The sequence below is a fragment of the Pseudidiomarina marina genome (genome assembly GCF_044807045.1).
GTDB classification, from domain to species: Bacteria; Pseudomonadota; Gammaproteobacteria; order Enterobacterales; family Alteromonadaceae; genus Pseudidiomarina; species Pseudidiomarina marina.
The window spans coordinates 1,131,235-1,144,221 of record NZ_CP085233.1; the positions used below are offsets into that span (position 1 = coordinate 1,131,235).

General features: G+C 48.0%; 10 protein-coding genes, 2 tRNA genes and 3 rRNA genes. 14 read left to right on the forward strand and 1 reads right to left on the reverse strand.

Annotated elements, in window-relative coordinates:
- Positions 1-4: 4 nt before the first annotated feature.
- The 6 genes from rpmJ (at position 5) to rplQ (ending at position 3,113) form a co-directional block, all read left to right on the forward strand.
- A complete protein-coding gene (gene rpmJ / locus LG272_RS05360; RefSeq protein WP_055439830.1) occupies positions 5-118 on the forward strand; it encodes a 50S ribosomal protein L36 in 114 nt (37 codons plus the stop codon).
- Between the two features lie 131 nt (positions 119-249).
- Positions 250-606: a 30S ribosomal protein S13 gene (gene rpsM / locus LG272_RS05365; RefSeq protein WP_055439831.1), complete on the forward strand. Its 357-nt coding sequence runs from the start codon at positions 250-252 to the stop codon at positions 604-606.
- A gap of 11 nt (positions 607-617) precedes the next feature.
- Complete coding sequence (rpsK, locus tag LG272_RS05370; protein WP_034734070.1) at positions 618-1,007, forward strand: 30S ribosomal protein S11; 390 nt, start codon at positions 618-620, stop codon at positions 1,005-1,007.
- Between the two features lie 30 nt (positions 1,008-1,037).
- Entirely contained in the window at positions 1,038-1,658 is a 621-nt protein-coding gene (rpsD, locus tag LG272_RS05375) for a 30S ribosomal protein S4 (protein ID WP_092858666.1), read from the forward strand.
- 25 nt (positions 1,659-1,683) lie between these two features.
- Complete coding sequence (locus LG272_RS05380; RefSeq protein ID WP_092858664.1) at positions 1,684-2,673, forward strand: DNA-directed RNA polymerase subunit alpha; 990 nt, start codon at positions 1,684-1,686, stop codon at positions 2,671-2,673.
- Positions 2,674-2,711: 38 nt separating this feature from the next.
- Positions 2,712-3,113: a 50S ribosomal protein L17 gene (rplQ, locus tag LG272_RS05385; protein WP_126760450.1), complete on the forward strand. Its 402-nt coding sequence runs from the start codon at positions 2,712-2,714 to the stop codon at positions 3,111-3,113.
- A gap of 69 nt (positions 3,114-3,182) precedes the next feature.
- Here rplQ and LG272_RS05390 read toward each other — a convergent pair whose 3' ends face one another.
- Positions 3,183-3,980: a hypothetical protein gene (locus tag LG272_RS05390; protein ID WP_404409923.1), complete on the reverse strand. Its 798-nt coding sequence runs from the start codon at positions 3,978-3,980 to the stop codon at positions 3,183-3,185.
- A 480-nt stretch (positions 3,981-4,460) separates the two neighbouring features.
- Between LG272_RS05390 and LG272_RS05395 the strand changes: the two genes are divergently transcribed.
- The 8 genes from LG272_RS05395 to LG272_RS05430 all read left to right on the forward strand — a co-directional run bounded on the left by LG272_RS05395 (position 4,461) and on the right by LG272_RS05430 (position 12,949).
- A 16S ribosomal RNA gene (locus LG272_RS05395) occupies positions 4,461-6,004 on the forward strand.
- A 163-nt stretch (positions 6,005-6,167) separates the two neighbouring features.
- Positions 6,168-6,244, forward strand: a tRNA-Ile gene (locus tag LG272_RS05400).
- A gap of 171 nt (positions 6,245-6,415) precedes the next feature.
- Positions 6,416-6,491 (forward strand) — tRNA-Ala (locus LG272_RS05405).
- Between the two features lie 350 nt (positions 6,492-6,841).
- Positions 6,842-9,721, forward strand: a 23S ribosomal RNA gene (locus tag LG272_RS05410).
- A 141-nt stretch (positions 9,722-9,862) separates the two neighbouring features.
- Positions 9,863-9,977: ribosomal RNA gene (gene rrf, locus LG272_RS05415) — 5S ribosomal RNA — on the forward strand.
- The 16S, 23S and 5S rRNA genes sit together here with 2 tRNA genes alongside, the layout of an rRNA operon.
- Positions 9,978-10,228: 251 nt before the next feature.
- On the forward strand, positions 10,229-11,230 hold the full coding sequence (gene murB / locus LG272_RS05420) for a UDP-N-acetylmuramate dehydrogenase (protein WP_404409924.1): 1,002 nt from the start codon (positions 10,229-10,231) through the stop codon (positions 11,228-11,230).
- Positions 11,227-12,216 (forward strand): bifunctional biotin--[acetyl-CoA-carboxylase] ligase/biotin operon repressor BirA, encoded by a 990-nt coding sequence (gene birA / locus LG272_RS05425; RefSeq protein WP_404409925.1) that lies wholly within the window; start codon positions 11,227-11,229, stop codon positions 12,214-12,216. The genes murB and birA overlap by 4 nt, the downstream gene beginning before the upstream one ends.
- Complete coding sequence (locus tag LG272_RS05430) at positions 12,206-12,949, forward strand: type III pantothenate kinase (RefSeq protein WP_126758365.1); 744 nt, start codon at positions 12,206-12,208, stop codon at positions 12,947-12,949. The genes birA and LG272_RS05430 overlap by 11 nt, the downstream gene beginning before the upstream one ends.
- The last annotated feature ends 38 nt before the right edge of the window (positions 12,950-12,987 follow it).

Sequence of the window (12,987 nt, forward strand, 5' to 3'; positions counted from 1 at the left end):
AGCAATGAAAGTTCGTGCTTCCGTGAAGAAAATCTGCCGTAACTGTAAAGTTATCAAGCGCAACGGTGTTGTGCGTGTAATTTGCAGTGACCCTAAGCACAAGCAACGGCAAGGTTAATTCGAAGAAGAAGTCCGCAGTCAAAAAATATTTTTGGCTGCGGCTTTGATATGTTTGCAAATTGGCGACCGGTTGAGTATCCTAACGGGCTTTTCAAATCCGGTCACCCATAAACTATAGGAGACGTGTTAGTGGCCCGTATCGCTGGCATTAACGTTCCTGACAATAAGCATGCAGTCATTGCCTTGACTGCGATTTACGGTATCGGCCGTACTCGTTCAAAAGCTATCTTAGCTTCGATCGATCTGCCTGAAGATACCAAAATCGGCTCTTTGTCAGAAGAAAAACTGGATGTACTTCGTGATGCAGTAGCTAAGTTTACTGTTGAAGGCGATCTTCGCCGTGAAGTATCTATGAACATCAAACGCTTGATGGATCTCGGATGTTACCGTGGTCTACGTCATCGTCGTGGCTTGCCTCTACGTGGACAGCGCACTAAAACAAATGCGCGCACCCGTAAAGGTCCGCGTAAACCAATTAAGAAGTAGGGAGTTGAGAAATGGCTAAACAACCAACTCGTACTCGTAAGCGCGTTAAAAAGCAAGTCGCAGATGGCATGGCTCACATCCATGCATCTTTCAATAACACCATTGTGACCATCACTGACCGTCAAGGTAACGCGTTAGCATGGGCAACTGCAGGTGGTTCTGGTTTCCGTGGTTCACGTAAATCAACTCCGTTTGCTGCACAGGTTGCTGCTGAGCGCGCAGGTGAAATGGCGAAGGAATATGGTTTGAAAAACCTAGAAGTGTTCGTTAAGGGCCCAGGTCCTGGTCGTGAATCATCGATTCGCGCATTGAACGCTGTAGGTTATCGCATCACGAACATTACTGATGTGACACCTATTCCTCACAACGGTTGTCGTCCGCCTAAGAAACGTCGCGTTTAATAGGCGCTATACGATAGTTGGAGAAAGAACATGGCTAGATATTTGGGTCCAAAACTCAAACTGAGTCGTCGCGAAGGAACAGATTTGTTCCTGAAAAGCGGCGTACGCGCAATCGATTCGAAATGTAAACTCGAAAGCGCACCGGGTCAGCACGGCGCTCGTCGCGGTCGTTTGTCTGATTACGGTTTGCAGTTACGTGAAAAGCAAAAGGTTCGTCGTATCTACGGCGTACTCGAAAAGCAATTTCGTAACTATTATAAAGAAGCTGCCCGTATTAAGGGTAATACTGGTGAGAACCTGCTGCAATTGCTTGAGCAACGCCTTGATAACGTGGTGTACCGTATGGGCTTCGCGTCAACTCGTGCTGAAGCGCGCCAGTTGGTGAGCCACAAAGCAGTAGTAGTGAATGGTCAGGTAGTCAACATTCCGTCGTTTAAAGTACGTCCGGAAGACGTTGTGTCCGTTCGCGAAAAAGCGAAAAAGCAGGCGCGCATCGCAGCCGCACTGGAACTCGCTGAACAGCGTGAAAAACCAGTATGGTTGGAAGTAGACAGCACTAAGATGGAAGGTCAGTTCAAACGTCTTCCAGAGCGTGCAGATTTGTCTGCTGAAATTAACGAACAGTTGATCGTAGAGCTTTACTCTAAGTAAAGCTTAAGCATAAAGAGAGGACACAATGCAGGGTTCTGTTACCGAATTCCTAAAGCCAAGGCTAGTCGATATCGAACAAATTAGCCCGACTCACGCTAAAGTGACGTTGGAGCCTCTTGAGCGTGGCTTTGGTCACACGCTGGGCAACGCGTTGCGCCGTATTTTGCTTTCGTCAATGCCAGGTGTGGCAGTGACTGAAGTAAAGATTGACGGTGTTCAACACGAATACAGCAGCAAAGAGGGTGTTCAGGAAGACATCATCGAGATTCTGTTGAACCTTAAAGGTTTGTCAGTAGTCATGGAAGGCAAAGATGAAGCGATTCTGACCTTGAAAAAATCCGGAGCGGGCCCTGTCAAGGCTGGCGATATCACTCATGATGGTGATATCCAGATCATTAATCCTGATCACCTCATCTGTACTCTTACAGGTGACACCGAGATTGACATGTCAATCAAAGTTGAGCGTGGTCGTGGTTATGTTCCAGCCTCGGCACGTCAGTCTGCTGACGATGAAGAGCGTCCGCTCGGTCTACTATTAGTTGACGCCTCTTTCAGTCCAGTTGAGCGTATTGCTTACAGTGTAGATTCTGCACGTGTTGAGCAACGCACCGACTTGGATAAACTGGTTATCGATATGGAAACCAATGGTACATTGGATCCAGAAGAAGCGATTCGTCGCGCAGCAACCATTCTTGCTCAACAGCTAGAAGCGTTTGTTGAATTACGTGACATGAGCGAGCCAGAAGAGAAAGAAGAGAAGCCGGAATTCGATCCGATTCTTTTACGTCCGGTAGACGATTTGGAATTAACTGTGCGTTCTGCGAACTGTTTGAAAGCAGAAGCTATTCAGTACATTGGTGACTTAGTGCAGCGTACCGAAGTTGAGTTGTTGAAAACTCCAAACTTGGGTAAAAAATCGCTCACCGAAATCAAAGACGTGCTTGCGTCACGTGGTTTGTCTTTAGGCATGCGTCTAGAGAACTGGCCACCAGCAAGCCTCGTTGATCGCGACTAAGTTATCTTTTACAGAGATTTACTGAGAAGGGTATAGGTATGCGCCATCGTAAGAGTGGTCGTCAACTCAACCGCAACAGCAGCCATCGCAAAGCGATGTTCAGCAATATGGCAAGCTCACTGGTTCGTCACGAAGTGATTAAAACCACTTTGCCAAAAGCGAAAGAACTGCGCCGTGTAATCGAGCCGCTAATCACATTAGCGAAGCAAGATAGTGTTGCAAATCGCCGTTTGGCTTTTGCACGTACACGTGACCAAGAAGTGGTTGGTAAGTTGTTCAATGAATTAGGTCCGCGTTATCAAGAGCGCGCAGGCGGTTACACTCGTATCATGAAGTGTGGCTTCCGTGCTGGCGACAATGCACCTATGGCATATGTTGAACTAGTTGACCGTCCAGAAGTAGACGCTACTGTTGCTGAAGAAGTAGCAGTAGAGGAATAAGCGAAGTATTTCGCTAAGAAAAAAGCCGCTCAATGAGCGGCTTTTTTGTTTCTTAGTTTCTAAATTTGACTATTGATTAACGATCGAATCTAACTCTTGTGAAGTGAGTTCATGCCGAGCAGCAATCGCATTGAGTTGCTCTTTAGTTAAACCACCAGCATTGTATGCGCTTCGTAGTAATGTAATCGCACGTTGCCGTTCCTGATCTTGGTTAATCTCACCGCTTTCTTCGGCCTCTGCAGAACCAATGATGTCGCTTATCGTATCAGCTAAATAGCCGCCCACTGCTGGAGCTGCTGCTAATACGGCTTGAATGATTGATTCTAGTTTTCCTACTTCGGCTTCTTTGTTGGCGCGAAGAATTCCGTCGGCGGTATGTGGTTCGGTTGTTACTGCAACGCGAATCACCTCATTTAAGTGAGCAGGATCTATCTCGTCGACAGTGCCGACTATAGCTTCTGCATAACTTGGCTCGGTTTCAACTGCAATTCTTACAATTTCGGCGGGATCAGCGACACGTAAATTGAGTGCGGCTGAAATCACGTCGCGAGTGAATGCAGGTTCAGCATCTATAGCTGCTTTAATAATGTGCCGGTAATGACGAGGGTAGCGATCAAAAGCGGCGTAGAGAATAGGTTCAACATGATGAGGATAATTACTCATCAATACCCTAACTGACCGAGTAGAGGAAAAATTTCGTTGTTCATAATAACGAAGCATCCGTGCGTATGTATCTGCGAGTCGTTGGTTCTCTTCATCTAAAACATAAACGCTAGGTTTGGTCGTTTCGACCACAGCAGAGTCTGCTGCGTAACTTGCGTAAGTCATAAATACGCTCGCAGCCAATAAAGTTGGTAAAACTTTCATAGGCGCACCCCGATTTAACAATGTGTCTTTCTAGTAATTATTAGTGACGACCTTGAACAATAGCAGTGTTTATAGACAATCAATAGTTAAACTTTGTTCAATTTGAGTAAAAATAAACCAATTAGAAAAAAATGTAAAAAAAGATCTTGCACCGTAGGCGGCGATCCTTATAATTCGCCGCCGTTGTCACCGAGTGGTGACGCGGGTTCAGAAAGTGACGTAGGTCACAAAAAAAGATCCAAAAGGATCTTGACCTGAACCAAGGATGGCGTAAAATACGCATCCCGCTTCACGAAGAAGCGAACGCTCTTTAACAATATACCAAGCCAAGCAAACTGTGTGGGCACTTACCGGATTCAGGCAGAGAAAGCATCTTCGGATGCACAAAAGGTCTTTAAATAGACCACCTGACTGATTGGAAAAGTGCTTAACAAATTAGATTTATTAAGTCATTGATTCAATGGGTCGATTAAACACTTTAAACTGAAGAGTTTGATCATGGCTCAGATTGAACGCTGGCGGCAGGCCTAACACATGCAAGTCGAGCGGCAGCGGGGAGTAGCTTGCTACTCTGCCGGCGAGCGGCGGACGGGTGAGTAATGCTTGGGAACTTGCCTTTAGGAGGGGGATAACCACGGGAAACTGTGGCTAATACCGCATAATGTCTACGGACCAAAGCAGGGGATCTTCGGACCTTGCACCTAGAGATAGGCCCAAGTGAGATTAGCTAGTTGGTGGGGTAAAGGCCCACCAAGGCGACGATCTCTAGCTGTTCTGAGAGGATGATCAGCCACACTGGGACTGAGACACGGCCCAGACTCCTACGGGAGGCAGCAGTGGGGAATATTGCACAATGGGGGAAACCCTGATGCAGCCATGCCGCGTGTGTGAAGAAGGCCTTCGGGTTGTAAAGCACTTTCAGTGGTGAGGAAGGATGTAAGATTAATACTCTTGCATATTGACGTTAGCCACAGAAGAAGCACCGGCTAACTCCGTGCCAGCAGCCGCGGTAATACGGAGGGTGCAAGCGTTAATCGGAATTACTGGGCGTAAAGCGTACGTAGGCGGCTTGTTAAGCAAGATGTGAAAGCCCCGGGCTCAACCTGGGAATGGCATTTTGAACTGGCAGGCTCGAGTTCTGAAGAGGGTGGTAGAATTTCCTGTGTAGCGGTGAAATGCGTAGATATAGGAAGGAATACCGGTGGCGAAGGCGGCCACCTGGTCAGAAACTGACGCTGAGGTACGAAAGCGTGGGGAGCAAACAGGATTAGATACCCTGGTAGTCCACGCCGTAAACGATGTCAACTAGTTGTTCGTTTCATAAACGAAGTGAGTAACGCAGCTAACGCACTAAGTTGACCGCCTGGGGAGTACGGCCGCAAGGTTAAAACTCAAATGAATTGACGGGGGCCCGCACAAGCGGTGGAGCATGTGGTTTAATTCGATGCAACGCGAAGAACCTTACCATCCCTTGACATCCAGTGAATTTTCTAGAGATAGATGAGTGCCTTCGGGAACACTGAGACAGGTGCTGCATGGCTGTCGTCAGCTCGTGTTGTGAGATGTTGGGTTAAGTCCCGCAACGAGCGCAACCCTTATCCTTAGTTGCCAGCGCGTAATGGCGGGAACTCTGGGGAGACTGCCGGTGATAAACCGGAGGAAGGTGGGGACGACGTCAAGTCATCATGGCCCTTACGGGATGGGCTACACACGTGCTACAATGGCGCGTACAATGGGAAGCTAACTCGCGAGAGTGTGCGGATCTCAAAAAGCGCGTCGTAGTCCGGATTGGAGTCTGCAACTCGACTCCATGAAGTCGGAATCGCTAGTAATCGTGGATCAGAATGCCACGGTGAATACGTTCCCGGGCCTTGTACACACCGCCCGTCACACCATGGGAGTGGGCTGCACCAGAAGTAGATAGCTTAACCTTCGGGAGGGCGTTTACCACGGTGTGGTTCATGACTGGGGTGAAGTCGTAACAAGGTAGCCGTAGGGGAACCTGCGGCTGGATCACCTCCTTATGAAAAAGCCTTGAAGAAGTTAAGTGCTCACACAGATTGCCTGGTTTGGTAGATGTAACGGATAGAAACTGGGTCTGTAGCTCAGCTCGATAGAGTGCACCTGCCCTGCATAAGCGGGTGAGGTCGTACCGACCGAAGCGGAGTTGCAGATTTAGCGGATACTGGGTCTGTAGCTCAGCTGGTTAGAGCGCACCCCTGATAAGGGTGAGGTCGGTAGTTCAAGTCTACTCAGACCCACCAAATTCTCGCGATAGCTGCGTTGTTCGGATACTCGCATACTGATGTATGCTTCGCATCCTCTCGCCTTGCTCTCACGCGAATTTCCCTTATCGGTTTGTTGTGTTTGGTTTGGTTGTTGTTTTCACGAATAACGAATAACCAATAACGAACAACGACAGGCCTACGGCCTGTGGGGCCATAGCTCAGCTGGGAGAGCGCCTGCCTTGCACGCAGGAGGTCAGCGGTTCGATCCCGCTTGGCTCCACCACTTCAACGTTATGCTGCGTTGGAAAGCCACTCACATACTGATGTATGCTTCGCGGCTTCCCGCCTTGCCTAACTTTGAAGCAAGCTTCTGGCTTGGTGTTGGGTTTTTCGAATAACGAATAACCAATAACGAATAACGGTTTTTATCCAAGGTTAGCGATAAACATTCTTACGAGAATAGTTATCAGTAACCTGATGTTACGACGCTCTTTAACAATATGAACAAGCTGATTGTAATAAAGTAATGAAATGCCACTCTACTTGAAACACCATTTTGGTAGAGGCGTATCGAACTTGTGTACAGCATAGAGAACAGCCCATGCGATTCGAATAAACATTTTCGGGTTGTATGGTTAAGTGACTAAGCGTAGACGGTGGATGCCTAGGCAGTTGGAGGCGATGAAGGACGTACTAACTTGCGATAAGCCATGATGAGGCAGTAAGAGCCGTTATAGTCATGGATTTCCGAATGGGGAAACCCACTGAGCTTGCTCAGTATCCTTAGGTGAATACATAGCCTAAGGAAGCGAACCCGGAGAACTGAAACATCTAAGTACCCGGAGGAAAAGAAATCAACCGAGATTTCCCTAGTAGCGGCGAGCGAACGGGAAGTAGCCCTTAAGCAATCATAGTTTTAGTGGAACAAGCTGGAAAGCTTGACGATACAGGGTGATAGTCCCGTACACGACGAGGCAATGATTGTGAAAACGAGTAGGTCGGGACACGTGTTATCTTGACTGAATATGGGGGGACCATCCTCCAAGGCTAAATACTCCCAACTGACCGATAGTGAACCAGTACCGTGAGGGAAAGGCGAAAAGAACCCCGGCGAGGGGAGTGAAATAGAACCTGAAACCGTCTACGTACAAGCAGTAGGAGCCCTTCGGGGTGACTGCGTACCTTTTGTATAATGGGTCAGCGACTTATATTTTGTAGCAAGGTTAACCGTATAGGGGAGCCGTAGGGAAACCGAGTCTTAACTGGGCGTTTTAGTTGCAAGGTATAGACCCGAAACCGGGCGATCTATCCATGAGCAGGTTGAAGATTGAGTAACATCAATTGGAGGACCGAACCCACATCTGTTGAAAAAGATGGGGATGACTTGTGGATCGGAGTGAAAGGCTAATCAAGCCCGGAGATAGCTGGTTCTCCCCGAAATCTATTTAGGTAGAGCCTCGGACGAATACCACTGGGGGTAGAGCACTGTTTGGGCTAGGGGGTCATCCCGACTTACCAACCCCATGCAAACTCCGAATACCAGTGAGTACTATCCGGGAGACACACGGCGGGTGCTAACGTCCGTCGTGAAGAGGGAAACAACCCAGACCGCCAGCTAAGGTCCCGAAGTCATGGCTAAGTGGGAAACGATGTGGGAAGGCTCAGACAGCTAGGAGGTTGGCTTAGAAGCAGCCATCCTTTAAAGAAAGCGTAATAGCTCACTAGTCGAGTCGGCCTGCGCGGAAGATGTAACGGGGCTAAGCCATGCACCGAAGCTGCGGCAGCACACTTGTGTGCTGGGTAGGGGAGCGTTCTGTAAGCCGTTGAAGGTGTGTTGAGAAGCATGCTGGAGGTATCAGAAGTGCGAATGCTGACATGAGTAACGATAATGCGGGTGAAAAACCCGCACGCCGGAAGACCAAGGTTTCCTATCCCATGCTAATCAGGGTAGGGTAAGTCGGCCCCTAAGGCGAGGCCGAGAGGCGTAGTCGATGGGAATCAGGTTAATATTCCTGAACCGACATGTACTGCGATGGGGGGACGGAGAAGGCTAGGCAAGCCGGGTGTTGGTTATCCCGGTGAAAGTATGTAGGTTGGTTGCTTAGGAAAATCCGGGCGACTAAGACTGAGATACGAGACGAGCATCCACGGATGCGAAGTTGTTGATGCCCTGCTTCCAGGAAAAGCCTCTAAGCTTCAGGTACATGTTGACCGTACCCGAAACCGACACAGGTGGTCAGGTAGAGAATACTAAGGCGCTTGAGAGAACTCGGGTGAAGGAACTAGGCAAAATAGTACCGTAACTTCGGGAGAAGGTACGCCAGAGCTAGTGAACCCCTTGCGGGGGGAGCTGGAGCTGGCCGCAGTGACCAGGTGGCTGGGACTGTTTATTAAAAACACAGCACTCTGCAAAATCGAAAGATGACGTATAGGGTGTGACACCTGCCCGGTGCCGGAAGGTTAATTGATGGGGTTAGCGTAAGCGAAGCTCTTGATCGAAGCCCCGGTAAACGGCGGCCGTAACTATAACGGTCCTAAGGTAGCGAAATTCCTTGTCGGGTAAGTTCCGACCTGCACGAATGGTGTAACCATGGCCACGCTGTCTCCACCCGAGACTCAGTGAAATTGAAATCGCCGTGAAGATGCGGTGTACCCGCGGCTAGACGGAAAGACCCCGTGAACCTTTACTATAGCTTGGCACTGAACATTGAACCTCCATGTGTAGGATAGGTGGGAGGCTATGAAGCGTTGGCGCTAGTTGACGTGGAGCCATCCTTGAAATACCACCCTTGTATGTTTGATGTTCTAACTTAGGTCCCTTATCGGGATCGAGGACAGTGCCTGGTGGGTAGTTTGACTGGGGCGGTCTCCTCCCAAAGAGTAACGGAGGAGCACGAAGGTTGGCTAAGTACGGTCGGACATCGTACGGTTAGTGTAATGGCACAAGCCAGCTTAACTGCGAGACAGACACGTCGAGCAGGTGCGAAAGCAGGTCATAGTGATCCGGTGGTTCTGAATGGAAGGGCCATCGCTCAACGGATAAAAGGTACTCCGGGGATAACAGGCTGATACCGCCCAAGAGTTCATATCGACGGCGGTGTTTGGCACCTCGATGTCGGCTCATCACATCCTGGGGCTGTAGTCGGTCCCAAGGGTATGGCTGTTCGCCATTTAAAGTGGTACGCGAGCTGGGTTTAGAACGTCGTGAGACAGTTCGGTCCCTATCTGCCGTGGGCGTTTGAGAGTTGAGAGGGGTTGCTCCTAGTACGAGAGGACCGGAGTGAACGAACCTCTGGTGTTCGGGTTGTCACGCCAGTGGCACTGCCCGGTAGCTATGTTCGGAATCGATAACCGCTGAAAGCATCTAAGCGGGAAGCGAGCCTCAAGATAAGCTCTCACTGACATGTAATTGTCCTGAAGGGTTGTTGGAGACTACAACGTTGATAGGCGGGGTGTGGAAGCGTAGTAATGCGTTGAGCTAACCCGTACTAATTGCCCGTGAGGCTTAACCATACAACACCGAAGGTGTTTAGGGCTAATGTAGCCCGGCGTTTGACGCCGGGGACGCAAGTTCGAGCTTCTATTAAAATACGTTCCTGTAGGGTGCGCATTCATACGAACAATCAGCGCGTTTATATTGTTTAACAGTTTTTGCCTGGCGGCCATAGCGAAGTGGAACCACCTGATCCATTCCGAACTCAGTAGTGAAACGCTTCAGCGCCGATGGTAGTGTGGGGCTTCCCCATGTGAGAGTAGGACACCGCCAGGCTTCAAATACGACGAGACCCCGAGCTAACGCTCGGGGTTTTTTCGTTTGGGAAAGCCAAAAGCGTGACTCGTGGTTCGTGCGCTACGCTGTTCGTGCGTTCGGCTTCGCCTCTCTGTTCGATAACGAACAGTGCGTAGCACGGACGAACAGTGAACGAAGTGAACGCACGAACAACGAACAACGAGTAACGAATAACGAATAACGCCCTTCACCTTCTACCGTTCTAAACTTTTTAGCCGTATAATCAGCGAATGAGCGAAACAAAAATCTCCACTGATTTATCTACACTTCATACATTTCGATTACCTGCAAAGGCGCAAGATATTATTTTCTTGGATAGCCAAGAACAGGTAAACGACATACCTTCTGATGCATATATATTAGGAGGCGGTTCTAATACTATATTCTTGACTGATTTTAAAAAGCCGATTGTCTGTGTTCGTGTTAAAGGTATAAAAGTAAGGCAAGCTAAAGAGCACTGGTCAGTTAAAGTCGGAGCCGGTGAAGATTGGCATAATCTGGTACTATTCTTAAACAAGAAGGGTATTCATGGACTTGAGAATTTAGCTCTCATTCCAGGAACAGTTGGAGCCGCACCGGTTCAGAATATCGGAGCATACGGTCGAGAAGTCAGTGATTTTATAGACTACGTTCAGGTTTGGGATAGACAGGAAAGAAAACTAGTAAACGTTTCGACTGTTGATTGCCAGTTTGGCTATCGTGATAGCATTTTTAAACAGTATCCTATGCGCTGGGTGATTCTTGAGGTTCATTTCCTGATTCCAAAATTATGGCAACCAGAGTTATCTTATGGTGAACTAAAAGCATTAAATCAGCCAGTTTCCGCTACTGATATTTTGAACAAGGTTATAGCTATCCGAACTGCGAAACTACCAGATCCTAAAGTCATTCCAAACGCTGGTAGCTTTTTCAAAAATCCAGTGATAAGTAGAAGCAAATATTCCGAGCTGATTGAGCGTTTTCCAACAATGCCTTATTTTGAATTAGTTACCGGTGAAATTAAATTAGCTGCAGGGTGGTTAATTGATCATTTAAACCTGAAAGGATTTAAGATTGGTGGTGCGGCAGTTCATATGCAGCAAGCTTTGGTATTGATAAATTCAGGCGGGGCAACTGGTGCAGATGTGGTTAAACTAGCGCGTCATATACTATCAGTTGTCTATGAAAATTACGGTATTGAGTTGGAAGCTGAAGTTCGGTTGTTAGACGAAAAAGGATTAGTTTCGTTATGAAGCCACAGCGAATAGAAAGAATAGTTCAGGTTATCGAAATGCTGAGTGACGGTCAGTTTCACTCCGGTGAAGCCTTGGGTGAAAAACTTCACGTAAGCCGAACCGCGATTAGTCAATATATAAAGGATGTTCAAGCGCTTGGTATCGATGTTTTTCGAGTTACGGGTAAAGGATATAAATTTGCCAATGAGTTAAAGCTTCTCGATTTAGAAAGAGTTACCAATTATTTACGCGCCAACGATGAAAACGTAGAGAATGTTCACCTCGAGCGAGTCATTGGCTCGACCAATGACTTTATTAAACATGCGCTAAACAGTCCGATTGATTCTGGTTATGCCGTGTTCTCTGAAGCGCAAACCGAAGGCCGCGGTCGTCGTGGTAAACGGTGGATCTCACCATTTGGTAGCAACCTCTACATGAGCATGTATTGGCGCCTTGAAGATGGTATGGGCGCGGCTATGGGGTTGAGTCTCGCATTAGGTACTGTTATTGCTGAGCTGCTATCGGAGCTTGGCGTTTATGATGTCGAGGTGAAATGGCCAAATGATGTGATCGTCGACGGAAAGAAAGTTGCCGGTATTCTTATAGAACTCGAAGGTCAAGCGCTTGGTGTTGCGCATGCCATTATTGGAATTGGTATCAATATTCAAATGCCAAAATGGCTAGGCGAGCAGATCGATCAACCATGGACAGACTTGAGTACGCTTTTGAACAATAACTTTGACCGAAATCAGTTGGCCGCGCTCCTGCTCGCAAAATGCCGAAAAGCTCTGAAGCTATATGAAGGTAAGGGATTGAAGCCATTTATTTCTCGCTGGCAAAAATTTGATCGACTCGCTCTTAAGCCCGTTCGCATTATCATGGGAGAGAAGGAACTGCATGGCATCGCTGAAGGTATAGACGAAAGTGGGGCATTACTAGTAAAACGCGACGGTAAGCTAGAGCGTTTTCACGCAGGAGAGGTAAGTTTACGTTATGGCGCATAAACTGTTAATAGATGCAGGTAATACGCGAGTTAAAACAGCCTTAATGGATGCAGAAGGGCACCTAGAGCCATGGCTGAATGTGGCTTACGCAGAACTTAATCAGCACACATTGCCTGACGGTATTGAAAGTGTGTGGTTGGCGAGCGTGAGCAGCCAAGACCGCAATCAGGTGGTTGAAGCTTGGCTCGATAATGCGAAGAAAACGGTTGTACGAGTCGTTACAGAATCTAAGGCTTTCGGTGTAACAAACTCGTATGCCGAATTCAGGAATCTCGGTGTTGATAGATGGTTGGCTATGGTAGGCGCATTTGATGAGCAACCAAAAGCTACAGTGATCATCGATGCTGGAACAGCCATCACGGTGGACTGGATAGATGAGAATGGGCAGCATTTGGGCGGCTGGATTGCGCCGGGTGTGCATCTCATGAAACATTCGGTTATCAATCGGGCTCCAGGAGTGTTTGTCGGCCACGAAGGTGATGATCATTGGGGTAAGGCGCATCAACTGGGGCAAAACACGCCTGAATGTTTATTGAATGGCTGTGTGAATGCTTTTGTTGGCTTAGTTCGACAAGCAATAGCCGTTTCTGAAACTGAGCTTGACTGGTTTGATTATCGCATTCTATTTAGCGGTGGCTCGATTCCACTACTTCCTGCAGATTTAAAGCGTCGAGGAGAAGTCCGAAGTGAGTTAGTTCTGCAAGGACTAGCTTGTTACGCGCGGCAGGCATAAAAAAAGCACAGCTTTATTTAGCTGTGCTTTTTTCTGTA

Excerpts from the sequence above, each read along its gene's own strand:
- rpmJ (WP_055439830.1), top strand. The coding sequence starts at position 5 with ATGAAAGTTCGTGCTTCCGTGAAGAAAATCTGCCGTAACTGTAAAGTT.
- rpsK (WP_034734070.1), top strand. The coding sequence starts at position 618 with ATGGCTAAACAACCAACTCGTACTCGTAAGCGCGTTAAAAAGCAAGTC.
- rpsD (WP_092858666.1), top strand. The coding sequence starts at position 1,038 with ATGGCTAGATATTTGGGTCCAAAACTCAAACTGAGTCGTCGCGAAGGA.
- LG272_RS05380 (WP_092858664.1), top strand. The coding sequence starts at position 1,684 with ATGCAGGGTTCTGTTACCGAATTCCTAAAGCCAAGGCTAGTCGATATC.
- rplQ (WP_126760450.1), top strand. The coding sequence starts at position 2,712 with ATGCGCCATCGTAAGAGTGGTCGTCAACTCAACCGCAACAGCAGCCAT.
- LG272_RS05390 (WP_404409923.1), bottom strand. The coding sequence starts at position 3,980 with ATGAAAGTTTTACCAACTTTATTGGCTGCGAGCGTATTTATGACTTAC.
- murB (WP_404409924.1), top strand. The coding sequence starts at position 10,229 with ATGAGCGAAACAAAAATCTCCACTGATTTATCTACACTTCATACATTT.
- birA (WP_404409925.1), top strand. The coding sequence starts at position 11,227 with ATGAAGCCACAGCGAATAGAAAGAATAGTTCAGGTTATCGAAATGCTG.
- LG272_RS05430 (WP_126758365.1), top strand. The coding sequence starts at position 12,206 with ATGGCGCATAAACTGTTAATAGATGCAGGTAATACGCGAGTTAAAACA.